22 protein-coding genes are annotated in these 23221 nt (G+C 64.0%); 16 read left to right on the forward strand and 6 right to left on the reverse strand.

What is annotated here, in order from left to right; translation table 11 throughout:
- Position 1 precedes the first annotated feature (1 nt).
- Complete coding sequence (locus tag IVB47_RS04375; protein ID WP_027570502.1) at positions 2 to 580, reverse strand: MarR family transcriptional regulator; 579 nt, start codon at positions 578 to 580, stop codon at positions 2 to 4.
- 425 nt (positions 581 to 1005) lie between these two features.
- Between IVB47_RS04375 and IVB47_RS04380 the strand changes: the two genes are divergently transcribed.
- Positions 1006 to 2295, forward strand: coding sequence for an MFS transporter (locus tag IVB47_RS04380; RefSeq protein WP_247359171.1), 1290 nt, complete (start codon positions 1006 to 1008; stop codon positions 2293 to 2295).
- A gap of 112 nt (positions 2296 to 2407) precedes the next feature.
- Entirely contained in the window at positions 2408 to 3295 is an 888-nt protein-coding gene (locus IVB47_RS04385) for a dienelactone hydrolase family protein (RefSeq protein WP_247460067.1), read from the forward strand.
- Between the two features lie 57 nt (positions 3296 to 3352).
- On the opposite strand, the gene IVB47_RS04390 is transcribed toward IVB47_RS04385, so the two are convergent.
- Complete coding sequence (locus tag IVB47_RS04390) at positions 3353 to 4618, reverse strand: serine hydrolase domain-containing protein (protein WP_247460069.1); 1266 nt, start codon at positions 4616 to 4618, stop codon at positions 3353 to 3355.
- Between the two features lie 120 nt (positions 4619 to 4738).
- On the reverse strand, positions 4739 to 5590 hold the full coding sequence (locus tag IVB47_RS04395) for an SDR family oxidoreductase (RefSeq protein WP_247460072.1): 852 nt from the start codon (positions 5588 to 5590) through the stop codon (positions 4739 to 4741).
- A 145-nt stretch (positions 5591 to 5735) separates the two neighbouring features.
- Here IVB47_RS04395 and IVB47_RS04400 point away from each other — a divergent pair, with 145 nt between their 5' ends.
- The gene (locus IVB47_RS04400; RefSeq protein WP_247460074.1) at positions 5736 to 6497 is read left to right on the forward strand and encodes an HAD family hydrolase; all 762 of its coding nucleotides are present in this window, start codon (positions 5736 to 5738) and stop codon (positions 6495 to 6497) included.
- 24 nt (positions 6498 to 6521) lie between these two features.
- Here the strand turns inward: IVB47_RS04400 and IVB47_RS04405 are convergent, their stop codons facing one another.
- Positions 6522 to 6929 (reverse strand): nuclear transport factor 2 family protein, encoded by a 408-nt coding sequence (locus IVB47_RS04405; RefSeq protein ID WP_027519831.1) that lies wholly within the window; start codon positions 6927 to 6929, stop codon positions 6522 to 6524.
- A gap of 100 nt (positions 6930 to 7029) precedes the next feature.
- Positions 7030 to 8514 carry a mannitol dehydrogenase family protein gene (locus tag IVB47_RS04410; RefSeq protein ID WP_247460075.1) on the reverse strand — a complete coding sequence of 495 codons (1485 nt, stop codon included), beginning with the start codon at positions 8512 to 8514 and terminating at the stop codon, positions 7030 to 7032.
- A gap of 144 nt (positions 8515 to 8658) precedes the next feature.
- Between IVB47_RS04410 and IVB47_RS04415 the strand changes: the two genes are divergently transcribed.
- From IVB47_RS04415 to IVB47_RS04445, 7 genes are all read left to right on the forward strand, one after another.
- Positions 8659 to 9468, forward strand: coding sequence for a FadR/GntR family transcriptional regulator (locus IVB47_RS04415; protein ID WP_247431207.1), 810 nt, complete (start codon positions 8659 to 8661; stop codon positions 9466 to 9468).
- Between the two features lie 104 nt (positions 9469 to 9572).
- Positions 9573 to 10532 (forward strand): sialic acid TRAP transporter substrate-binding protein SiaP, encoded by a 960-nt coding sequence (locus IVB47_RS04420; RefSeq protein ID WP_035963484.1) that lies wholly within the window; start codon positions 9573 to 9575, stop codon positions 10530 to 10532.
- Positions 10533 to 10668: 136 nt separating this feature from the next.
- Complete coding sequence (locus tag IVB47_RS04425; protein ID WP_247287781.1) at positions 10669 to 11247, forward strand: TRAP transporter small permease; 579 nt, start codon at positions 10669 to 10671, stop codon at positions 11245 to 11247.
- A 4-nt stretch (positions 11248 to 11251) separates the two neighbouring features.
- Entirely contained in the window at positions 11252 to 12658 is a 1407-nt protein-coding gene (locus IVB47_RS04430) for a TRAP transporter large permease (protein ID WP_247431203.1), read from the forward strand.
- Positions 12655 to 13704: an L-idonate 5-dehydrogenase gene (locus tag IVB47_RS04435; RefSeq protein WP_247401353.1), complete on the forward strand. Its 1050-nt coding sequence runs from the start codon at positions 12655 to 12657 to the stop codon at positions 13702 to 13704. Before IVB47_RS04430 ends, IVB47_RS04435 begins: the two co-directional genes overlap by 4 nt.
- Positions 13705 to 13719: 15 nt before the next feature.
- Complete coding sequence (uxuA, locus tag IVB47_RS04440) at positions 13720 to 14910, forward strand: mannonate dehydratase (protein ID WP_247431200.1); 1191 nt, start codon at positions 13720 to 13722, stop codon at positions 14908 to 14910.
- A gap of 263 nt (positions 14911 to 15173) precedes the next feature.
- Positions 15174 to 16085 (forward strand): lipase family protein, encoded by a 912-nt coding sequence (locus IVB47_RS04445; protein ID WP_247431197.1) that lies wholly within the window; start codon positions 15174 to 15176, stop codon positions 16083 to 16085.
- Between the two features lie 57 nt (positions 16086 to 16142).
- Here the strand turns inward: IVB47_RS04445 and IVB47_RS04450 are convergent, their stop codons facing one another.
- Positions 16143 to 17081, reverse strand: a complete 939-nt coding sequence (locus IVB47_RS04450; protein ID WP_247431194.1) for a LysR family transcriptional regulator — start codon at positions 17079 to 17081, stop codon at positions 16143 to 16145.
- A 211-nt stretch (positions 17082 to 17292) separates the two neighbouring features.
- On the opposite strand from IVB47_RS04450, the gene IVB47_RS04455 reads away from it, so the two are divergent.
- Genes IVB47_RS04455 through IVB47_RS04480 form a run of 6 tightly spaced genes read left to right on the forward strand, consistent with a single transcriptional unit; the run spans position 17293 to position 23207 of the window.
- Complete coding sequence (locus IVB47_RS04455; RefSeq protein WP_247460077.1) at positions 17293 to 18375, forward strand: ABC transporter ATP-binding protein; 1083 nt, start codon at positions 17293 to 17295, stop codon at positions 18373 to 18375.
- 37 nt (positions 18376 to 18412) lie between these two features.
- Entirely contained in the window at positions 18413 to 19129 is a 717-nt protein-coding gene (locus tag IVB47_RS04460; RefSeq protein WP_247460079.1) for an HAD family hydrolase, read from the forward strand.
- Between the two features lie 15 nt (positions 19130 to 19144).
- Positions 19145 to 20452 carry an FAD-binding oxidoreductase gene (locus IVB47_RS04465; protein WP_247460081.1) on the forward strand — a complete coding sequence of 436 codons (1308 nt, stop codon included), beginning with the start codon at positions 19145 to 19147 and terminating at the stop codon, positions 20450 to 20452.
- A 28-nt stretch (positions 20453 to 20480) separates the two neighbouring features.
- On the forward strand, positions 20481 to 21539 hold the full coding sequence (locus IVB47_RS04470; RefSeq protein WP_247287791.1) for an ABC transporter substrate-binding protein: 1059 nt from the start codon (positions 20481 to 20483) through the stop codon (positions 21537 to 21539).
- Between the two features lie 28 nt (positions 21540 to 21567).
- Entirely contained in the window at positions 21568 to 22425 is an 858-nt protein-coding gene (locus IVB47_RS04475; RefSeq protein ID WP_247287793.1) for an ABC transporter permease, read from the forward strand.
- A complete protein-coding gene (locus tag IVB47_RS04480; RefSeq protein ID WP_247460083.1) occupies positions 22422 to 23207 on the forward strand; it encodes an ABC transporter permease in 786 nt (261 codons plus the stop codon). The genes IVB47_RS04475 and IVB47_RS04480 overlap by 4 nt, the downstream gene beginning before the upstream one ends.
- The last annotated feature ends 14 nt before the right edge of the window (positions 23208 to 23221 follow it).

Genomic DNA, 23221 nt, shown 5'->3' on the forward strand with positions numbered 1-23221 from the left:
TCTATTTGCGGTGATGCTCGAAGCTGGTGCATAGCAGATCGACCTCCGCCTCCGCGATCGGCGCCCGAAACAGGCGGCAGCTGAACTCGGCCGTCGTCCTGCTGTCCGTGGTGGTGCGATCTTCGCGGAGGAAGATGCATCGCTTGCAGACGTCGGTATGGTGCCGCTGTTCGGCCGCGTCCGACTGATCCAGCACGTGGCGGAGCGCGTCGCGGAAGCTGACCTTCGCCTCGCCCTCGAGCACGGCGATGGCCTCGACGAGGACGTTGACGGGGTCGCGCACCAGGAACTTCTTGCCCTGTTGTGTCACGCTCAGCATCACCGACCGCTTGTCCTGGGCCGAGCGCTTTCGCTCGAGATATCCGAGCCGCTCCAGCTCGCCGATGATGAACGAGGCGGTACCACGCGTGGTGCCGACGTAACTCGCGAGCGCCGACGGCGTCCTGGAAAACCGGTTGGCGCGGGAAAGGAAACGCAGCGCCATCCACTCGCGGTCACGCAAGCCGTGCTTGGTGCCTTCGAACCACAGGATCCGGGCGACCTGTTCCAGCAGTTCAATCGATTCGCGAGCCAAGTTCATTTCAATTCCAGGTCGGTAAATCTTAATTCAATTGAGCTTTTGGTAGCGCAATCCGGGCGGCGGATAATGAGGATCCCCAAAGAGGTGGAACCTTCCGGTCGTGGAACTAGAGCGTCGCGAAGAAAGTTCGAGTAAATCGCCCGGCTCAACTCTTCTGAAAATTTCAGTCAAATGACCGCGGAGTACGCGCAAATTCCGATAGCGTGGGATGTGCGTGCAACATGATGTGTCGTTGCGACCACCGCAAAGCCCATTTATTGCGTGATGCGCTTCGAATCGCGCGAGCAGGCGGATCGGCCGCAACTCGGGCCGGCGGAAAGGGGCGCGAGGGAACCACCGTTTGCGGTTAATGGATGTTGCGTTGCAATGCGGCCAGGCGGTTAAATCGAAATAGGATCGAGCCCGGGAATGCCAGAGTGTCGTCCGTGATCGAGCAAGTGAAGCCGTTCAGCGTCAAGCGCGCAGCATTGGCCGCCACCGTCGGCAACATGCTCGAATTCTACGACTTCATCACCTACAGCTTCTTCGCCATCCAGATCGGCCATACCTTCTTCCCGACGGGAAGCGAGTACGGCAGCCTGATGCTGTCGCTGGCGACTTTCGGCGCCGGCTTCGTGACGCGGCCGATCGGCGGAATCGTGCTTGGGATCTATTCCGACCGGATCGGCCGGCGGCCTGCCATGCTGCTAAGCTTTGCGCTCATGGGGCTATCGATCCTGACTATCGCGCTCACGCCGTCCTATCAAACGATCGGCCTTGCAGCGCCCGTCATCGTGATCGCGGCGCGTATGGCGCAAGGCTTTGCTCTGGGCGGGGAGGTTGGACCGACCACCGCCTATCTGATCGAGATCGCTCCGCCCGAGCATCGCGCGCTGGTGGTGGCCTGGCAGCCGGCCAGCCAGGAGATCGCCGCGACCGCGGGCGCGCTCGTCGGCGTCATCCTGAGCAGGACGATGGCGCCGGAGATGCTCGACGCCTATGGCTGGCGGGTGGCGTTTCTGATCGGGGCGGTGTGCCTGCCGTTCGGCTTCTGGATGCGCCGGACGCTGCCCGAGACAATCCCGCAGGCCGAAGCCGGTGCCGGCACCGTCGAGCACACCGGTCATCTTTCGCAGGCGAGACGGCACCTTGGCATCATCGGACTTGCGTTGATGATCCTGGCAAGCGGCACGATCTCGACCTACGTCACCCAATATATGACGACCTATGCGCAGAATACGCTGCATGTGTCGTCGACCCTGGCTTTCACCGTGTCGCTGGTCAGCAACGGCATCCAGTTTGTTGGCGCGCTGGTCGGGGGCTGGCTGGCGGATCGTCTCGGTCGCAAGCCGGTGATGATCTGGCCGCAGCTCGCAACGCTGCTGCTGACCTACCCGACCTTCCTGTGGATCGTCCATGCGCCCGGCGCGTTGTCGCTCCTGGTTGGTTTCGGTGTTCTGTCCGTCATCGGCTCGCTGCCGTTCACTGCGTTCTACGCGACCTTCACCGAGGCGCTGCCCCAGAACATCCGCGGCGGCGTGTTCGCGACCGTCTACGCGGTCGCGATCGCCAGCTTCGGCGGGACGGCGCAGCTCGTGGTCACCTGGCTCCTCCACGTCACCGGCAATCCGCTGGCGCCGGCCTGGTACCTGCTGCTTGCGGCGATCGTTGGACTTGTCGCGATGAGCCTCATGCCCGAGACTGCGCCGGTGAAACAGCGTCAGACCAAGATCTGAAAACAAGCCCCGAAAGTGGCGCGCTCGCAGGCTGGTGATTTGCGTTTCACCGGCAATTATTGGCGAATGCGCGCCTGAAGGATCAGGGCCGCGCATCAGGAAGGATTAACCGATGAGTATCGAAACCACCATGACATCCGACGTCGTCGGGCTGACCAAGGTCGCCCCGGTCTCGCGCCGCGGATTCATGAGCGCCACCGCGGCCGTCGCCGCCGGCTACACGCTTGCGGCCGGGCCCGTGCGCGCCGAGGCGATCACGACCGACACCAGTGGCCTCCAGACCGGGGACGCCAAGATCAAGGTCGGTTCCGAGGAGATGCCTGCGTATTTCGCCCGCCCCGCCGGCGACACCAAGGCGCCGGTGATCATCGTGGCGATGGAGATTTTCGGCCTGCACGAATACATCAAGGACGTGACGCGGCGCCTTGGCAAGCTCGGCGCGTTCGCGATCGCGCCCGACTACTATTTCCGTAAGGGCGTCGATTTGACCAAGGTCACCGAGATCAAGGACCTGCTGCCGATCGTCAATGCCAAGCCGGACGCCGAGCTGCTGTCCGATCTCGATGCGACGGTGGCGTGGGCGGGATCGCAAGGCGGCGACACCGGTAAGCTCGGCATCATCGGCTTCTGCCGCGGCGGACGCACCGTCTGGGAATATGCCGCTCACAGCGGCAGCCTCAAGGCCGGCGTCGCCTTCTACGGTCCGCCGGTCGATCCAGCCAATCCGCTATGGCCGAAGAGCCCGATGCAGCTCGCGCCCGAAATGAAGGCACCGGTGCTCGGCCTCTATGGCGGCGCCGATACCGGCATTCCCGTCGCCCAGGTCGAGCAGCTCAAGACAGCCTTGGAGCAGAACAAGAAGACGGCCGAATTCAAAATCTATCCGGAAGCGCCGCACGGTTTTCATGCCGACTACCGCGGCAGCTACCGCAAGGACGCCGCAGAAGATGCCTGGAAGCAGGCCCAGGCCTGGTTCAAGAAGTATGGCGTCCTGAGCTGACGCCGATTTTCAAAAGGGCGGCCCGAGCGGCCGCCCTTCTATTTCAAGGCGTCGATCTCACTTCACCATCGCGCCATAAACGATGTCCTGAACCTGTTCGCGATAATATTTCCGCAGCTCGCCCGGCGCCGCCGTTCCCACCACGACCACGAGACGCTCCTTGGGGTCGCAGAAGAATTGCGTTCCGTACGCGCCATTCCAGGTGAACTCGCCGGGATTGCCGGGGACTGACGACAATCCCTCGCTGGTGCGGACCGCGACCGAGAGGCCGAAGCCGAACCCGGCGCGATGCGGCTCGATGTTCGCCACGTTGTTCTTGATCTCCGGGCTGAGATGATTGGTCGTCATGTGATGCACGGTCCTGGGACCGAGGATGCGCTGGCCGTCAAGGTCGCCGCCGTTGAGCAGCATCTGTCCGAAGCGGATGTAGTCGCCGACGGTCGCGAACGAGCAGGCGCCGCCACAGTCAAATTTTGTCGGTGTGTCCAAAAGCTTGATGGCTTGCGGCTTGCCGGTCAGCGGATCGTTGGCGAACGGGCGGGCGAGGCGAGGGCGCTGTGCGTCGGTCGGGTGGAAGGTCGCGTCCTTCATGCCGAGCGGCTGCCAGACGTTGGCGGCGAGATAGTCGCCGAGCTTCTGCTCGCTCACCTTCTCGACGACGGCGCCGAGCACGTCGATCGAGAAACCGTATTCGAACTCGGTCGAGGGCTGATGCGCCAGCGGTAGCTTGGTGATGCGATCGATGAAGGCCTGGGTGTCACCTTCGATCGCTGGCGCGGTGCCTTCCGGATATTGCCGTGCCACCGGGCTCGCGCTGTCCGGGCGGCCGCCGTACATCAGGCCAGACGTGTGTCGGTACAGGTCATGAATGAAGATCGGTGATGCCTGCGGTTCGAGCTTCAATGAACCGTCGGCCTGTTGAACGCCGACCTTCATGTCGGCAAAGCCGGGATAATAGTCGGACAGCTTGGCCTGGAGCGGCAGCTTGCCCTGCTCCATCAATGTCAGGCCCGCGACTGCGGCCATCGGCTTGGTCATCGAAGCCAGCGCGAAGATCGCGTCGATAGGCATCGGCGTGCCCTTGTCCGGATCCAGCATACCGTAGGCCTTGTAGTGCACGAGCTTGCCGTCACGGGCGATCGCGACGACCGCGCCGGGGATGCGCTTGGCGGCGATCTCACGTGCGAAGAAATTGTCGAGCCGTGCAAGGCCTTGTTTCGAGAAGCCGGCGTCGTCTGGACTAGCTTCGGGCAGCGGTGCGGCGCGTGCTGCGCCGAACGTGATGGCGGCAGCGGTCGCGGCGATCATGGCGATGTTCTTCATGGAATCCTCCCAAGCTCGGGCTCGTTATGCATTGGCCCGCTCAGTGATTAGATCACGACCGCACCGGCGCGAAGTCAAGCGCGGGCAGGGCATGTCCTAGGACGCCGGGAAGCCGGAGCCCTATCCTCGTTCCCCCGCTTGCCACAACGCCTCGAGCGCGTGGCGGTAGGTCGGATAAGCAAGCGTGACGCCGAGCTCGCGCTTCATTTTCGCGTTGGAGACGCGGGCGCTGCTCGCATAGAAGCTGCGGGCCATCGCCGACATCTCGGCGGTCTCGAACGGCTCTTCCGCCGGCGGTGCAACGTTCATCAGCTTCGCCGCGTAAGCGATCACGTCCTGCGGCGGCGCCGGCTCGTCGTCGCAGACGTTCCACGTGCCGCCGCTCGGGTGATGAATCGCGGCCATGATCGCGCTCGCGATGTCGTCGACGTGGATGCGGTTGAACACCTGTCCCGGCTTGATGATGCGCCGCGCCGTTCCAGCGCGCAGCGTCACCAGCGCGTTACGGCCGGGGCCATAGATACCCGCAAGCCGCAGGATCGCGGCGTCGCCACCGGTCGTGTCGGTCCACGCCTGTTCCGCCGCGACCCGCATGCGCGTGCGGTCGAGGTCCGCCTTCGGCGGCGTGCTCTCATCGACCCAGCCGCCGGCGTGACCACCATACACGCCGATCGTGGACAAATAGACGATCTTGCGGTTGCCGCCCGCCGCCAGCAGGCCGGAGAAGGCCGCGATTGCGGGATCGCCGGCGCCGCCGGGCGGGATTGAAACGAGCAGGACATCCGCGTCTCTCATGCGTTCGCTCGTCTCGCGTGCCGGACTGCTGCCGGAGAAAGCATGCACCTCGACGCCGGCGAGAGCGCCCCGCTGCGCGGGATCGCGCACCGTGCCGGCAATATGCGAGAAGCGGCCACCGAACAGGCGGACGAAGTGCTGCGCACTGTAGCCGAGGCCAAGGATAAAGAGCCGCATACATCTTCCTTGCAGGTCGGAGTTCCCGTTCGCGCCGCAGCGCGCCTTCGCTCATAAGAGATTTTTGGGTCCGGCAAAAGATATTGCAATTTGTCTCGTCCGCCCGTGCAGGCGATGGTCGCTCGTCGGGAGGGACGTATAGATCATGCAGGCAGAAGCGCCCGCCATAAGGCCATGTGACGCCGCCGAGCTGATCCGCCGCGCCGCCGCGCTGATCTTCGACGTCGACGGTACCTTGGCTGAGACCGAAGAGCTGCATCGGCAGGCCTTCAACCATGCCTTCGCCCGCCACGGTCTCGACTGGCAATGGGACCGGGCCGTCTACAAGGATCTGCTGCGGGTTACGGGCGGCAAGGAACGGATCCGCGCCCACCATGAAAGGCTGAGGATCGCCGCGCCATTATCGGATGTGGACATCGCGGAACTCCACCGCATCAAGACCGCGCATTATGCCGAACTGGTCGAAACCGGCTGCTGCCCCTTACGGCCCGGGGTGACGGATCTGCTCGCTGCTGCCAAGGCGCGCGGCCAGCGGCTCGCGATCGCGACGACCACGTCGCACGGCAACATCGACGCGCTGCTGTCGCGGGCGCTGGGAGCGGGCTGGGCCGCGGATTTTGCTGCGATCGTCGCCGGGGATGACGTGCGGCACAAAAAGCCTGCGCCGGATGTCTATGTCGAGACCCTGGCGCGGCTGAAGCTCAACGCGTCCGACTGCGTCGCGATCGAGGATTCCACCAATGGCCTGATCGCAGCCGCGCGGGCGAACATTCCCGTGCTCATCACCAGAAGCATGTTCTTCCGGGACGACAATTTTAGCCAGGCGCGGGTCGTGCTGGATGACCTGTCTGGGCTCGGGGTGAGGCGCCAAAACAAAAAAACTGAAAAACAACCCCATGCACAGTAGAATGTGCCTGCGGGCCGGCCGCCCTCAATGGACGCGGTGGCTCGCTCTATCGTCCTCAGCTTGCTCGACAATTTGCGCGATCGGGCTGGACTGGTGGTGCACCAGGCGCCAGTCGTCGCCGACGCGCCGAAAATGGTTGGCCGCAGCCAATGCCGTGCCGTCGACGATCTCAATGCAGAGCACGCGCGCGCTGTCGCCATCGACGATGGCCTGCGGTTCCGCGCAGACGATCTGCGGCCGTTCCGGACTCTGCAGGATGTCGCGCCAGCTTCCGATCACCGTGGCCCGGCCGATGATGGCCGGCCAGCCGGGATGAATGCAGGAAATGGCGTCATCGTCCGCCCACATCCGCTCCATTTCGTCGAAATCGCCAGTCGAGAAGGCGGCGTAGAACGCTGCGTTCGCGGCGATCACCTTGGTGTCCTTTGCCATGCCTCTCGGGTGGGGCAATGACAGGCAAAAATCAAGCAAGACTTCCGTCGACTTTCCGTTCGCTCTGGACCGCAATGCAGCATTGCTGCCGGCTTTGTGGTCACACCGAGACCAGCGTCTCCACCGCGCGCCGCGCGCCATCCTTGTAGAGTCGGCCGAGCGCCGCGGTCACGGCTTCGCGCAGGCGCGGCTCGGCGCCCAGCGGCCCGAACACTTTTTCGACGCCGAGCAGTGCGGGCGCCAATCGTTCGGCGACGGGACCTGCCTCGCGCGCCAAGCCGGCGAACTCGGCAGCGAGCGGATCGCGCACGTCGATGGTGCGGCCCTTCTCGTCGAGGCCGGTGACGTAGCGCATCCAGCCGGCCACCGCGAGCGCATGCGTTGCGATCGGCAGGTTCCTGGCGAGACGATCCTGGATCGCGCCGAGCAGCCGCTGCGGCAGCTTTTGCGAGCCGTCCATCGCGATCTGCCAAGTGCGGTGATGCAGTGCCGGATTAGCGAAGCGCTTGAGCAGCGAGGCGCGATAGGCGGCCAGGTCTGCGCCTGATGGCATCGTCAGCGTCACCGCGGCCTCTTCCATCACCTGCGCGGCGAGGCGCGCGAAATGCGGATCCTGCATGGTGTCGGCGATGGTCTCGTAGCCGGCGAGATAGCCGAGATAGGCCAGCGCCGAATGGCTGGCGTTGAGCAGCCGCAGCTTCATCAACTCGAACGGCTTGACGTCGTTCACCAGTTCGACGCCGGCGGCGGCAAGGTCGGGCCGGCCTGCCGTAAAGCGATCCTCGACCACCCATTGCGTGAACGGCTCGGTCATGACCGGCCCTGCGTCGTGCAAACCGAGTGCTGATGAAACCGCATCGCGGTCACCATCCGTCGTCTCCGGCACGATGCGGTCGACCATGGTCGAGGGGAAGGCCGCCGTATCCGCGATCCACTTGCCGAGATCCTTCGAGCGTAGCGCGGCGAATTGCGTCACGATCCGCTGTACGGTGTGGCCGTTGGCGGCGAGGTTGTCGCAGCTCAGCACGGTGAAGGGCGGGGCGCCCAGGGCCCGCCGGCGCGCGAGCGCGGCCACGATGAAGCCGGGAGCCGAGCGCGGCGCGTCGAAATTGTTGAGGTCGTGCACGATCTCAGGATGCCGCTCGTCGAGATCGCCGGTCTGCGGCGTGTGGCAGTAGCCCTTCTCGGTGACGGTGAGGGAGACGATGCGAATGGCGGGATCGGCCATTCGCTCGACCAGTCGTGCCGGGCTCTCGCGCGCGACCACGCTGTCGAGCAGCGCACCGATGATGCGGTGTTCGGTGCCTTCGGCTGCACGGACGGCAACCGTATAGAGATGATCCTGCGGGGCGAGGGCGTCGCGTGTGTCAGGGCTGCGCAGGCTGGCGCCGACGATGCCCCACGAGGTGGCGCCGGCCGCAAGGCAATCATCGATGACGACGGCCTGGTGGGCGCGATGAAACGCGCCAAGGCCGAGATGCACGATGCCGGAGGTGACGCGCGAACGGTCGTAGGCCGGGCGGCGAATACCTGGTGGCAGCCGATCGAAATTGGCGCGGCCAAGGCGCGTTGGATCAAGGCGCATGGTCGTCTCTCCTCTTGTTTGGCCGCTGCTTGACATGGCGCCTATCCTCGGTCAATGCTGCGGTCAATTGGTAAGACCAATTTTCCAAATTGGCGGGCCGCGGGCAGCGAGAGCTGCCGGCATGACCCTTTCGGGAGGACCAGCGTGCCGCTGGAAGCTGTGGAGGCGAGACGGCTTTATCGCCAAGTCGCCGATCAATTGCGAAGCCTGATCGACAGCGGCGAGTACGCGGTCGGCAGCCGCTTGCCGACCGAACGCGAACTCGCCGAGCAGCTCAGGATTTCCAGGCCGACGGTGCGCGAAGCCCTGATCGCGCTCGAAGTCGAGGGCCGCCTCCGCATCCGCGTCGGTTCCGGCATCTATGTGATCGAGCCCGCGGCGGTTGCGGCGACCGCGCCTGCTTTCGTCATCGAGGGCCCGTTCGAGCTGCTGCGCGCCCGCGAGTTCCTGGAAAGCGCCATCGCCGAAGAAGCCGCGCGCGTGGCGACGAAAGACGACGTTGCCCGCATCGATGCGTCCCTTGTCGCGATGGGGAATGTAGAACACCCCGGCGAAGCCTCGATGGTCCACGACCGCGCCTTCCACGTCGCGATCGCCGGCAGCCTCGGCAATGCCGTTCTGGTCCGTGTGGTCGGCGAGTTGTTCGACCAGCGCCTCAATCCCTATTTCGCGCAGCTTGCGCATTATTTCGAGAGCCCGGGCACGTGGCGCACTGCGCTCGACGAGCATCGCGCGGTGCGCGACGCCATCACCGCACACGATCCTGAAGCGGCTCGCGACGCGATGCGCGATCATCTCGCGCGATCCCAGGAGCGCTTTGCGCAGAACTTCGGCGCCGAGAAAGCGGCAGCACCGTCTTCCGGGCGCACTGCGCGATCGACGGCAAAGCCGTCAAAACCGGAACGTGCGCCGAAGAAGAAGCGAGCTGAGAGCAGCAGTGCGCGACAGCGATGACATTGTGCAGCCCGCACCCGCGTTGGGGGCGGGCTGACAAGAAGCAGATTTAAAAGAAGCAGACTTGAAAGATGGAGGAAAAGTCAGTGTTGAAAAAGATGACAATGGTGCTGGCGGTCTCGGCCGCGGCGATGATTGCTACGACTGGCGCCGGCATGGCGCAGACCAAGCTCAAATGGGCCCATGTCTACGAGACCTCGGAGCCGTTCCACACCGCGTCGGTCTGGGCCGCGCAGGAGATCGGGAAGCGCACCAACGGGCGCTATGCGATCGACGTCTATCCGGCCTCGCAGCTCGGCAAGGAGGCCGACATCAACCAAGGCCTTTCGCTTGGTTCGGTCGACATCATCATCTCCGGCTCGAGTTTTGCCGCGAAGAGCTTTCCGCCGATCGGCGTCACCTATTATCCCTACACCTTCCGCGATGCCGATCATCTGCTCGCCTACACCAAGAGCGACATCTTCAAGGAGCTCACCAAGGGTTATGAGGACAAGAGCGGCCACCACATCGTCGCGGTGACCTACTACGGGGTGCGCCAGACTTCGTCGAACAAGCCGATCAAGACCTGTGCCGACCTCAAGGGCCTGAAGATGCGCGTGCCCGACGTTCCCGCCTATCTGGCGATGCCGCGCGCCTGCGGCGCCAACACCGCGCCGATCGCGTTCGCCGAAGTCTATCTGGCGCTCCAGAACGGCACCGTCGAGGCGCAGGAGAACCCGCTGACCACGATCGAGGCCAAGAAGTTCTACGAGGTGCAGAAGCACATCGTGCTGACCGGCCACATCGTCGACCATCTCAACACGGTGGTGGCCGGCGCGCTCTGGAAGAAGCTCAGCGATGAGGACAAGAAGATTTTCACCGACGTCGCGCAGGAGGCCGCCGCCAAGGCGACCGCGGAGATCAAGCAGAACGAGGCCAAGCTGGTCGCCTTCTTCAAGGAGAAGGGCCTGACCGTCACGGAGGTCGACAAGAACGAGTTCCGCGACACCGTGCTGAAGAACGTCGCGTTCGAGACGTTTGGCTATCGCAAGGCCGACTGGGAACGCATTCAGGCGGTGAAGTGACGACGTAGTCGTCATCCCGGAGCGGTCCGCAGGACCGAACCTCAGGTGCGCAATTGCGCACCTGGGAATCTCGAGGTTCTGGGTCTGGTGCTGACGCACCATCCCGGAACAACGTGATCAGTTTGAGGAGCAACCCATGTCCACCGCCGAAACGCACCGGCAGATCACCGCGGACGAGATCGCCCACACCTTCGAGGAAGAGGCGGCGCCGAAGGTCGATCTCGGCATCTACGCTTTTGAGGACTGGGTCGCGCTGGCGATTTTCTGGGTGATGGCGCTTGCCGTCTTCCTCCAGTTCTTTACCCGCTATGTGCTCAACGACAGCTACGCCTGGACCGAGGAGATCGCGACCTACTGCCTGATCGGCGTGGTCTTCATCGGCTCATCGATGTGCGTGCGGCTGTCGCGGCACATCCAGGTCGATCTGATCTATCGCTATCTGCCGCACCTCGTGGCCCGGGCGTTGTCGACGGTGATCGACCTGATCCGGATCGCCTTCTTCGGCTACGCCATCAAGCTGGTCTGGGTCTACATCCAGATCATCGGCGATGAATCCATGACCACGATCAATCTTCCCAAGGATTACGTCTACTATGCGGTGCTGCTCGGCTTCGTGCTGATGTTCGTGCGCTCCGTGCAGGTGGCAGTGCAACATTTGCGACAGGGCTATTCGATCCTCGAACGTCCCGGCGCCTACGACGGCTTTGAAGGGTAATTCCATGTTGCTGTTGCTTGGAGGCTTCCTCATCCTCATGCTGCTCGGCGTTCCCGTGGCCATCGCCATGGCGGCGTCTTCGCTGCTCTACATTCTGGTCAGCGGGGTGACGCCCGACGTCACCCTGGCGCAGCGCATGATCGCCGGCGTTGAGAGCTTTCCGCTGCTCGCCGTGCCGTTCTTCATCCTGGCCGGCAATCTCATGAACATCGCCGGCGTCACCGGCCGCATCTACAAATTCGCGGTCGCGCTGGTCGGCTGGATGCGGGGCGGCCTCGGCCACGTCAACATCATCGGCTCGGTCATCTTCTCCGGCATGTCCGGCACAGCGATCGCGGATGCCGCCGGTCTCGGTACCATCGAGATCAAGGCGATGAAGGATCACGGCTACTCCACGGAATTCTCCGTGGGCGTCACCGCGGCGTCCGCCACGCTCGGCCCGATCATCCCGCCGTCGCTGCCTTTCGTGATCTACGGCATGATGGCCAACGTCTCGATCGGCGCGTTGTTTCTGGGGGGCGTCATTCCAGGCGTCGTGCTGACGCTGCTCATGATGGCCACCGTCACCTACTTCGCGCACAAGAACAAATGGGGCAGCGATACGCCGTTCTCCTGGCCGCAATTGGGATCGGCGGGGCTTGAGATCGTCGTCGTATTGAGCTTCCCGATGGCCGTCTGGCTTCTGACGGTCGCCGGTCTCTCCACCAATTTGGCAGTTGGTCTTGGCCTATTCGCGCTGCTCGCGATCGACTGGTACTTCGATTTCTCCGCGGTGATGGCGCTGATGGCGCCGGTGATCCTGATCGGCGGCATGACGCTCGGCTGGTTCACCCCAACGGAGGCCGCGGTCGCCGCCGTGATCTGGTCGCTGTTCCTCGGCCTGGTACGCTACCGCACCATGACGTTGAAGACGGTCGCGAAAGCGACGTTCGACACCATCGAGACCACGGCGTCGGTTCTGTTCATCGTCACGGCAGCCTCGATCTTCGCCTGGTTGCTAACCGTGTCGCAGGCAGCCCAGATGCTGTCGGACTGGATGCTCAGCATCACCCACAACAAATGGGTGTTCCTGGCGCTCGCCAACGTCCTGATCCTGTTCGTCGGCTGCTTCATCGACACCACGGCGGCGATCACCATTCTGGTGCCGATCCTGTTGCCGATCGTGCTCAAGCTCGGCATCGACCCGATCCATTTCGGTCTGATCATGACGCTGAACCTGATGATCGGCCTGTTGCATCCGCCGCTCGGCATGGTGCTGTTCGTGCTCGCGCGCGTCGCAAAGCTCTCGGTCGAGCGCACGACGGTGGCAATCCTGCCCTGGCTGGTGCCGCTGATGCTCGCGCTGATCGCGATCACCTACATCCCCGAATTGACCCTCTGGCTGCCGAAATACATGGGACTTTCCAAATGACCTCAACTGCTCTCGCCGCAACCCTGTTTGGCCCCGAAGATCTGCGCATGGTCGAGCACCCGCTTGACAAGCTCGCCGAAGGCATGGTGCGCCTCCGTTTCGGCGCCGGCGGCATCTGCGGCTCGGACATGCATTATTTCCGCCATGCCCGGACCGGCGATTTCGTGGTGAAATCGCCGCTGGTGCTCGGCCATGAAATCTCCGGCGAGGTCGTGGAGATCGCGGGCTCCGCGGCGAATCTGAAGGTCGGCGACCGCGTTGCCGTCAACCCGTCGCGCTGGTGCGGCCATTGCGGCGCCTGCCGCCAAGGCCGGCAGAACCTCTGCGAAAATATCTACTTCATGGGCTCGGCCTCGAAGACTCCGCATATGCAGGGCGGCTTCGCCAATTATTTCGACGCGATTCCGGCGCAGTGCGTGAAGATTCCCGATCACGTGTCCTATCAGGCCGCGGCGCTGGCCGAGCCGCTCGCGGTCTGCCTGCACGCGGTCGCGCGTGCCGGCAACATCGAAGGCACGCGCGGCATCATCTTCGGTGCCGGTCCGATCGGGCTTCTGACCATGCTCGCCGCGCGCCGCGCCGGCATGACCGACATCACGGTGGCCGACATCGCACCGGCGCCGCTGGACTTTGCGACCCGGCTCGGCGCATCTTACGTCGAGAATGTTGCAGCCGGCGAGGAAGGCCTGAAGGCGCAGGCCGCGTCGCGCCCCTACGATGTCGCTTTCGAAGTCTCGGGCACGGCTGCAGGCCTTGCCAGTGCGATCGGTATCGTCAGGCGCGGCGGCGTTGTCGTGCAGATCGGCAATTTGCCGGGTGGCCAGATTCCGGTGCCCGCCAATGCGGTGATGGCCAAGGAGATCGATTTGCGCGGCTCGTTCCGGTTCGGGCTCGAGTTCATGACGGCGGTGGAACTGATCGCGGACGGCAGTGTCGACGTGCTGTCGCTGGTGACCGCCGAGCGGCCGCTGTCCACAGCGCCGGACGCACTGCGGCTGGCGCTCGACCGCTCGCAGAGTGTCAAGGTCGTGCTGACCGCGAACTGATCGGAGAAAATGGGCATGATGCTAGAGGGATGGCGCTGGTACGGGCCGGATGATCCGGTCTCGCTCGACGATGTCAGGCAGGCCGGGGCGAGCGACATCGTCTCGGCGCTGCATCAGGTGCCGATCGGCGAAGCCTGGACACGCAAGGCGGTCGAGGAGCGCAAGAACTTCATCGAGAACGGCCAACCCAGCCGTTCGCAGCTGACCTGGTCGGTGGTGGAATCGATTCCGATCCCCGACGACGTCAAGCGTCTTGGGGCCAAGGCGACGCGCTCGATCGAGACGTGGATCGCCAGCCTGGAGGCGGTTGCCGCCGCCGGCATCAAGATCATCTGCTACAACTTCATGCCTGTCGTGGATTGGTGCCGCACCGATCTGGAATGGGAGCTGCCGAACGGCGCCCGCGCCATGCGCTTCGACCAGGATCGCTTTGCTGCGTTCGAGCTGCACATCCTGAAGCGTCCCGCCGCTACCCAGGAATACTCATCCGAGCAGCAGGCCCGCGCGAAAAAGCTGTTCGACCAGATGAGCCAGGCCGACATCGACTATCTCGTCATGGTCATCGCCAGCGCGCTGCCGGGCTCGACCACCGAGCCGATGACCATTCCGCAATTCCGCGACCGGCTCGAAACATATCGCGACGTCACGCCAAAAATTCTGCGGCAGCATCTCGCCGAGTTTCTGGGCCGCGTCACGCCCGTCGCCGAGCAGCTCGGCGTTTCGCTGACGCTGCATCCGGACGACCCGCCGCGCCCGCTGTTCGGCCTGCCGCGCGTCGCGTCCAGCGCCGACGACTATCAGGCGTTGTTCGATGCCGTGCCGTCGAAGGCGAATGGTATCTGCCTGTGCACGGGGTCGCTCGGCGTGCGCGCCGAGAACAATCTTCCCGCGATGGCCGAACGCTTCGGTCCGCGCATCGCCTTTGCGCATCTGCGCGCGACCAAGCGCGAAGCGGATGGTTTGTCCTTCTACGAGTCCGATCATCTCGACGGTGACGTCGACATGGTCGCGGTGCTGAAGGCGCTGCTGAAGGAGAACGCGCGGCGTTCGCGCGACCGGCAAATCGTATTCCGGCCCGATCATGGCCATCGCATGCTCGACGATCTCGCGGCGACCAAGCGCACCAATCCGGGCTACACCGCGATCGGCCGCCTCCGCGGCCTCGCCGAGCTCCGCGGTGCGATCCGCGCGATCGAGCATCGATAGAGGCCAAGACTCTATCCACACCGTCATAGCGAGCGCGGCGAAGCAATCCAGAATTCCTCCGCGGAGAGACTCTGGATTGCTTCGCTACGCTCGCAATGACGCGGAGGGAGAGGTGCCTCGTCTCAACCTTGTCCTCTTAAGCGGGAAGGCAGAATACGTCCCGGGCACGCGCACAGATTGTCAAAGTTCCAACCATATGCGAAGGTAGCGCCATTCCGTTTTCGATCGACGCATTGCAGCAATAAGCCATTTAGGAGCTTGATGTGAGCATTCTGGTCGAACTCCCTCCCGATCAATATGACCGGCGGGCATTTGCAAAATTCAACGAGACATCAACCGGCTTTGATCTCGACATCGCTCGCGCGATGATGTGGATGTCGCAACTCGCCTACGAGACCCATGTGCCGGACACCATCAATAGGATCTCTCCGTTCTGGGATCTGTCCGGTGTCAAGCTGCTGAGCCAACCGGCGCATTCGACGCTGCCGCTGACCGACACGCGCGGGATCATCGCGAGCAAGGGCGACGCAACCATTGTAGCCTTCGCCGGCACCGACCCGCTTCATCTCCTGAACTGGGTCAGCGATTTCACGCTTGGCCGACCGAAGGCGCCCGTGCACCAGGGGTTCGTCGATGCGGCGGCGGCCGTATGGGACGGCGTGAAGAGCGCACTGGCGGCAGCGCTGGCGCGCAAATCACCGATCTTCATCACTGGGCACAGCCTCGGCGCCGCGATCGCGGTGGCAACGGCGGACTTCGCGCGAGAGCAGCTCCAGCTCGCGGCTGCGCAGATCTATCTTTACGGTTGTCCGCGCGTGGGCCGCGACGATTTCGTCGCCCTCTACAACGGTACGTTCGGCAGGACGACCTATCGTCTCGTGCACGGCACCGACATCGTCCCGACCGTGCCTCCGCCTGGGCTTGGCTTTCATCACGTCGGCCGTTATCTCGCCTGTGCACGCGGCGCCAAATTCAGCGCCAGCCAGCTCACGACGAATGTTGGTTCGGATGAGCCAATGGCGAATGCTGGAATTGGTGAGCAGGTCCGCAATCTCCTCAGCGGCGTATCCGAGAACACGCGGTCGGATGTCGTCGGCAGGCTCACGGTGCTGCTGCCGGCGGGGATCGGCGATCACCTGCCCGATCGTTACTGTGCCGCGCTGACACCCGCCTAGACTTCGGTTTTGATGCGTTTTCTTCACGTGAACCGGTCCACTTCGCCCGAAAACGCTCTAGTAGCAAGCCGCCATCGCGCCGAGCTTCGGATAGAGCCGGTCGATCGCGGCGACCTCGCTTTTCATCTGCGCGGTGATCCAGTCGCGGATCTCGGCGGCGATGGGACGCATCGGCCGGTTGCGCGGTGGCAGGAATTCGCAGATGCGGCGTGTGGTGGTGAGCGTGTCGGAGGCCGGCACCAGCGCGCCGGTCAACAGCCAGTGCGAGGCGACCGTCAGCCAACCGAGCGCGATGCCCTGGCCGAGCAGGGCGGCCTGCATCACGACGGCATAGTCCGTGAAGCTCAGCGCCTTGGCCGCACCGCGGCGCCCCGTGAGAAGCGATGCGTAATCCGCGGCCCAGTCGCCCGGCGTCTCGGCGAGCCGAATGATGGTGTTGCCCTCGGCGGGATCGGTTTCGCCGAGATAGGCAGGACTGCACATCGGCAGCATGACCTCCTTCATCACCAGCGTGCCGCCGGATGACGGCTCCTCGCGATCGCGGAAGCGCATGCCAAGATCGACATTTTCCACCGGACCGCGCAGCGCGCCGGAGATCAGTTGAAAGCGCAAATCGACCTGAGGGAATTGCCGCTGCAGCTTGTCGATGCGCGGCATCAGCCAATGCGTGGTGAAGGCGGAGGAGACCGACAGCGTCACCGTCTCGGTGCCCTTGCGGCGCCGCTCGATCTCGACCAGCCCGCTCTCGATGCTGCGAAAGCCTTCGAGCACGCGGCGATACAAGAGTTCGCCTTCCTCGGTGAGCACGGCGCGTCCCGCCTTGCGGTCGAACAGGCGGACGCCGAGATGGTCCTCGAACTGACCCAGCATCCGGCTCACCGCAGGCTGGGTGACGTTCAATTCGGCGGCCGCAGCCGTGAAGCTGCCATTGCGCGCCGCTGCGTCGAAGACGAACAGGGCGTTACTTGAGGGCAGCATCCGGCGCAGCTCGGGCATAACACCATGTTATGAGCCGGGTGAGAATTTGGCAATTGCCGAGTTTTGCCAAGTCTGGTGTCATCGACATGACAGCCTAAAGACAGGGCTCGCGAGCGAAGAAGTTGGTGCGGTGCACGCTTCGACCGTAAGTGCTCAAATGTCCTGTCTATAAAGCAGGCTTATGGCGCGCAGTGAGGCACGCCATGTAGGGACATGGCGAGGTCGATCGTTGGACAAACGAGCGGAAAGCGTCGAGATCAGATCCGCGAGCAAGGCCTATGGCGCCGTTCGCGCCCTCGACGACGTGTCCCTCAATGTCGCGGCCGGCGAGTTCGTCTCGCTGCTCGGCCCCTCCGGTTCCGGCAAGACCACGTTGCTCGGCATCCTTGGCGGCTTCATCTTGCCATCGAGCGGAACGATCCTGTTCGGCGGCCGCGACGTCACCTGGATGCCGCCGCACAAGCGCGACATCGGCGTCGTGTTCCAGAACTACGCGCTGTTCCCGCATATGAGCGTCGGCGAGAATGTCGCCTTTCCCTTGCGCGCGCGACGGCTGCCGAAGGCGGCCTGGCCGGATAAGGTGCGCGCGGCGCTTTCGATGGTCGGCCTTGCCGGCTACGAAGAGCGCGGTATCGCGCAACTCTCCGGCGGCCAGCGCCAGCGCGTGGCGCTCGCACGCGCCATGATCTTCGAGCCGCGGCTGATCCTGATGGATGAACCGCTGTCCGCGCTCGACAAGCAGCTGCGCGAATCCATGCAGATCGAGCTGCGCACGCTGCACAAGCGCATCGGCGCCACCATCATCTACGTCACCCACGATCAACGCGAAGCGCTGACCATGAGCGACCGCGTCGCCGTGATGAAGGACGGCAGGCTGATCCAGATCGACGCTCCCGAGCGCCTGCACGATCATCCCGCGGATTCCTTCGTCGCGAGTTTCATTGGCGAGGCCACGATGCTTCCCGTGCGTCGCGTCGACGCCTCCAGCGTTGCGCTCGGCAATGTCCTTCTGCGCAGCGCCCGGGCCATTCCCGAAGGGGACGCGCTGATGCTCGCCGTGCACAGCGAAAAGCTGCTGATCGACGACGGCGCGCCGGACAACGCCTGCAATCGGCTGACCGGCACGGTCACCGACATCGTCCATCAGGGCGAGAGCCTGCGCATCTTCCTGGCGCTCGCCGATGGCATCGGGCTCAGCCTGCGCCAAGCGAGCTATCACCAGGCCTACAGCCGCATCCCGCCGCTCGGCGGCAGTCTCACCGTGACCCTTCATCCCGAGGACACCATCGTCGTGCCCAGGGTGAGGGACTGAACCCAAGCCTTGTCCAACCGAGAGAAGAAGCCAAAAAATGTCGTCAACAGCCTCGTTCAGCAATTTCAAGGTTCTCACCTTCGACGTCGTCGGCACCTTGATCGACTTCGAGACCGGCGTGCTCTCCGCGGTGCGCCGGATCTCGGGCAAGTCGCCGGCCGAGCTCAGCGACGACAAGATCTTCGAATCCTACAAGCGCGGTCGCGACAAGCACCACGAGCGTTCGAGCGAGGTGATGTTTCATGTCTATCGCTATCTTGCCAAGGAGCTCGGGCTACAGGCCGATGACGCCTCCTGCGACGTCTTCCAACTCGCGGTGCTGCGCTGGGGACCGTTCCCGGACTCGGTCGAGGCACTCAAACGCCTGCGCACGAAATTCCGCGTGGTCGCGATGACCAATGCCGACCGGGTCGCGCTCTCCTGTTACGCGCATGCGCTCGGCAATCCCTTCGACGATACCGTGTGCGCCGACGAGACTGGCGTTGCGAAACCCGATCCGGAGTTTTTCGCGTACAACAAGGGGCGCCAGTCCGCTTTCGGTTACAAGCAGTCCGATATCCTTCACGTCGCGCAGAGCCAGTATCACGACATCGGGATCGCGCGGAAACTCGGCTACAAGGTGTGCTGGATCGAGCGTCGTCAGGGCATGGCCGGCTTCGGAGGCACACCGGCCGTGGAGACGCTGACCAAGCCGGACTTCCATTTTCCGACCTTGAAAGCGCTTGCCGATGCGGCCATCGGGCCGGCGGCGTAGGGCATGAGCGGTGGCATGACACGGGACCGGAAGGCGCTGCCATCGGCCAACTCGCTGTGGGCAGCCACGGCCGAGCCCGCGCGCGAGTTTCCGGCTCTGTCAGGCGAGCACCAGGCGGATGTGGTGATCATCGGTGCGGGCTATACGGGCCTGTCCGCTGCGCACTACATCGCCAAGAGCGGCCTTTCGCCGATCGTGCTTGAAGCAAACCGCCCGGGCTGGGGCGCGAGTGGCCGCAATGGCGGCGTGATCACCGCAAAGTTCCGCCTCTCGTTCCGCGAGATCGACGCCGTGCACGGCCGCGCCATGGCGCAGCGCATGTACGGGATCGCGCATGAATCCACCGATATCGTCGAGGAGCTGGTCTCCGAATTTGACATCACCAGTGCCGCGTTGACGCGCACCGGCCAGGTCAAGGCCGCCCACAACGAGACGACCCTGAAGGCCGCGATCGACGAAGCCAACTGGATGAAGCGCGAGATGGGCGATGCGGAGGTCCGCATCCTCGACAAGCGGCAAGTGCGCGACGAGACCGGCTCCGACATCTTCGTCGGCGGCGTGCTCAATCCCGGCTCCGGCGGCATCCATCCGCTGAATTATCTGCGCGGCCTTGCTGATGGCGTGGCGCGCCGCGGCGTGAATATTTTCCAGGAGTCACCGGTCGTCAGATTGCGGCGGGAGAACGGCGGCATCGTCGCCGAAACGCCGCAGGGCGCGGTGCGGGCAAAGCAGGCGATCCTCGCCACCAACAGCTATTCCGACCTCACCGGCGCGACCGCGAACATGCAGCGCACGCTGATCCCGTTCCGCAGCGCCATCATCGCGACCGACAAGCTGCCGCGCAACCTCGCGGGAAGCCTGATGCCGACCGGGCGCACTTACACCGAGACCAAGCGCATGATGCGCTGGTTCCGCATGGTCGACAACCGCGTGATTTTTGGCGGCCGCGGCGCGTTCGGCAAGCAGGATTCGGAAACCGCCTTCGACGCGTTGCGCAAGGCGATGGTCGGAATCTTCCCTGATCTCGCCGACGTCCCGCTCGCCTACAAATGGTCGGGCCTGGTCGGGATGACGCTAGACTCGGTGCCGCATATCGGCCGGCTCGACGACCGCACGCTGTTCTCGATGGGCTACAACGGCGCGGGCGTAGCGATGTCGAGCCTGATGGGCCGCTATCTCGCCGCCTTCGTGCGCGGCGAGACGCCAGAGGTCGGGCTGCTCGACGCGCGGCGATTGAAAGCCATCCCGTTCTATCCGTTGCGCGAGCCCGCCGTCCGCATGGTCGCCGGCTGGTACCAGTTTCTCGATGCGATCGGTCAATGACGTTTAATTGGTGACAGAGGAGGCGAGGATGACGACGAAACGAGATATTCGATTTGGCTACGCGCTATTGGGCGGATCGCTCGGATTGGTCGCAACAACCGGCATCGCCGCCGCTGCCGAACAGATCACCTTCGTCTCGCAGGGCGGCGCCTACCAGCAGGCGCAGACGGTGGCGATCCTTGATCCCTCCGCCAAGAAGCTCGGCATCACTATCAACCAGGACTCCATTCCCGATGCCTGGCCCGCGATCAAGACGCAAGTCGGCAGCGGCAAGCCGATCTGGGACGTCGTGGATACTCCAACCGGCTATTGCCTGCGCGGCGGCGAGCAGGGGCTGATCGAGAAACTCGATTTCTCGAAGATCCCCAACGCGGCGGCGATGCCGGAGGCTTATCGCAATCCCTATTCGGTGTCGTACGAGTTCTATTCGAGCGTGCTGGCCTTCAGTCAGAAAACGTTTCCGAAGGACGCGCCGAACAGCTGGGTGGATTTCTGGGACGTCAAGAAATTCCCCGGCCGCCGTGCGCTGCGCAACCATCCGATCGCCACGCTCGAGGCGGCGCTGATGGCCGACGGCGTCGCGCCCGACAAACTCTATCCGCTCGACGTCGACCGGGCCTTCAAGAAGCTCGAAGAGATCAAGCCGCACATCACGGTGTGGTGGACCTCCGGCGCACAGTCGGCGCAGCTTCTCAATGACGGCGAGGTCGATATGGAGATGGCCTGGAACGGCCGCGTCAGCGCAGTCGCGAAGGAAGGCGCCAAGGTCGCTTTCACCTACAACCAGGGTGTTTTGCAAAGCACCTCGCTCTGCATCCTCAAGGGCGCGCCGAATCTCGAGACGGCAGTCAAATTTCTCAACGAGGCCGTCGATCCCGTGCACCAGGCCAATCTGCCGCTCAATATCGATTACGGCCCGGGCAATCCCAAGGCGTTCGATACCGGCGTGATCAAGCCCGAGCGCGCCGCGCAATTGCCGAGCGAGCCCGCCAATGCGGCCAAGCAGGCGCTGATGTCCTACGCCTGGTGGTCCTCGCCGGCCGGCGAAGCCGCCGAGAAGCGTTGGGCGTCGTTCATGCAGAAGTAAGCCAAGCGAGACCGCATTGACGAGATCCATGCCAGATCCATCGCAAAAGCATCAGCGCCGCGAGCATGCGCTGATGCTGGCATTGGTATCGCCGGCGCTGCTGGTGATCTTGGCTCTGATCGTGCTGCCGGTCGGCTGGCTCGCTTGGCAGTCGATCTACCATGACGGCTTCACGCTGGAGAATTATCGCCGCGTCTTCACCGAAGACATCTACTGGCGCAGCTTTGCGCTGACCTTCGAGATCAGCCTCGCGGTCACGGGAATCGCGCTGCTGCTTGGCTATCCCGTGGCCTACCTCGCCAACTCGGTGCCGAAAGGATGGAGCATTCTCATCCTGTCGCTGGTCGTGCTGCCGTTCTGGACCAGCGTGCTGGTGCGCGCCTATGCCTGGCTGGCGCTGCTCCAGCGCACCGGTGTGATCAACCAGCTTTTGCGTTATCTCGATGTGACGAGCGAACCGCTCGCGCTGGTGCACAACACCTTCGGCACCGTGGTTGCGACGGTACACATCCTGTTGCCGTTCATGGTGCTGCCGCTCTATGCCACCATGCAGAAGATTCCGAGCGATCTCATGCAGGCCGGCGCCAGCCTGGGGGCGAGCCCGTCGCTCACCTTCGTCCGCGTCTTCCTGCCGCTGTCGCTACCGGGCGTGCTCGCAGGCTGCACCATGGTGTTCGTGCTCTGCCTCGGCTTCTACATCACGCCGGAACTGCTCGGCGGCGGCCGCACGGTGATGGTGTCGATGCTGGTGAGCCGCAATGTCGAGCTCTACAACCAGTTCGGCGCCGCGAGCGCGGTCGCCGTCGTGCTGCTCTTAAGCGTGCTCGCGATCTTCTTCGCCGTCAGCCGCTTCATCTCGCTCGATCGCATATTGGGGCAGAAATGACACGATTGTCGCCCGCCCGGATCGCCCTCTATGTGATCAGCGCGCTGGTGCTGGTCTACCTGATCCTGCCGGTGCTGATTATCGCGCCGATCTCCTTCTCCAGCGCGCGCTTCCTGACCTTCCCGCCGCCGTCGTTCTCGCTGCGCTGGTATCAGCAGTATTTCTCCAACGCCGCCTGGATGCAGGCGACGCGGGTGACGCTGACGGTCGCGCTCCTGACCGTGGTGATCGCGACGCCGCTCGGCGTTGCCGCCGCCTACGCCATCAGCCAGTCGAAGCTGCGCATCATGCGCGTCATCCACGTGGCGCTGCTGTTGCCGCTGGTGGTGCCGATCATCATCACTGCGGTGGGCATCTTCTTCCTCTATGCCAAAGTCGGCCTGGTCGCGACCCTGCCGGGCCTGGTGCTGGCGAACGTGATGCTGGGCCTGCCATACGTCATCATCTCGGTGCTGGCGGGTTTGCAGAGCTTCGACCCGGCGCAGGAGATGGTCGCACGGAGCCTCGGCATGAACCGCCTGCGCAGCTTCTTCGCGGTGACCCTGCCGCAGATCAGGTCCAGCGTGGTCGCAGGCGGCATCTTCGCCTTCATCTCGGCGATGGACGAGACCATCGTCGCGCTCTTCATCTCCGGCGGCCAGTATCAGCCCCTGACCAAGCGCATGTTCACCGCCCTCCGCGACGAGATCGACCCGACCATCGCCGCCATCTCGACGCTGATGACCGCGGCCTCGTTCATGCTGGTGCTGCTGGCAAGCGCGCGGCAGCGCAAAGGGGCATGACGGCAAGGGGACCC

This window comes from Bradyrhizobium sp. 62 (assembly GCF_023073035.1).
Lineage (GTDB): Bacteria > Pseudomonadota > Alphaproteobacteria > Rhizobiales > Xanthobacteraceae > Bradyrhizobium.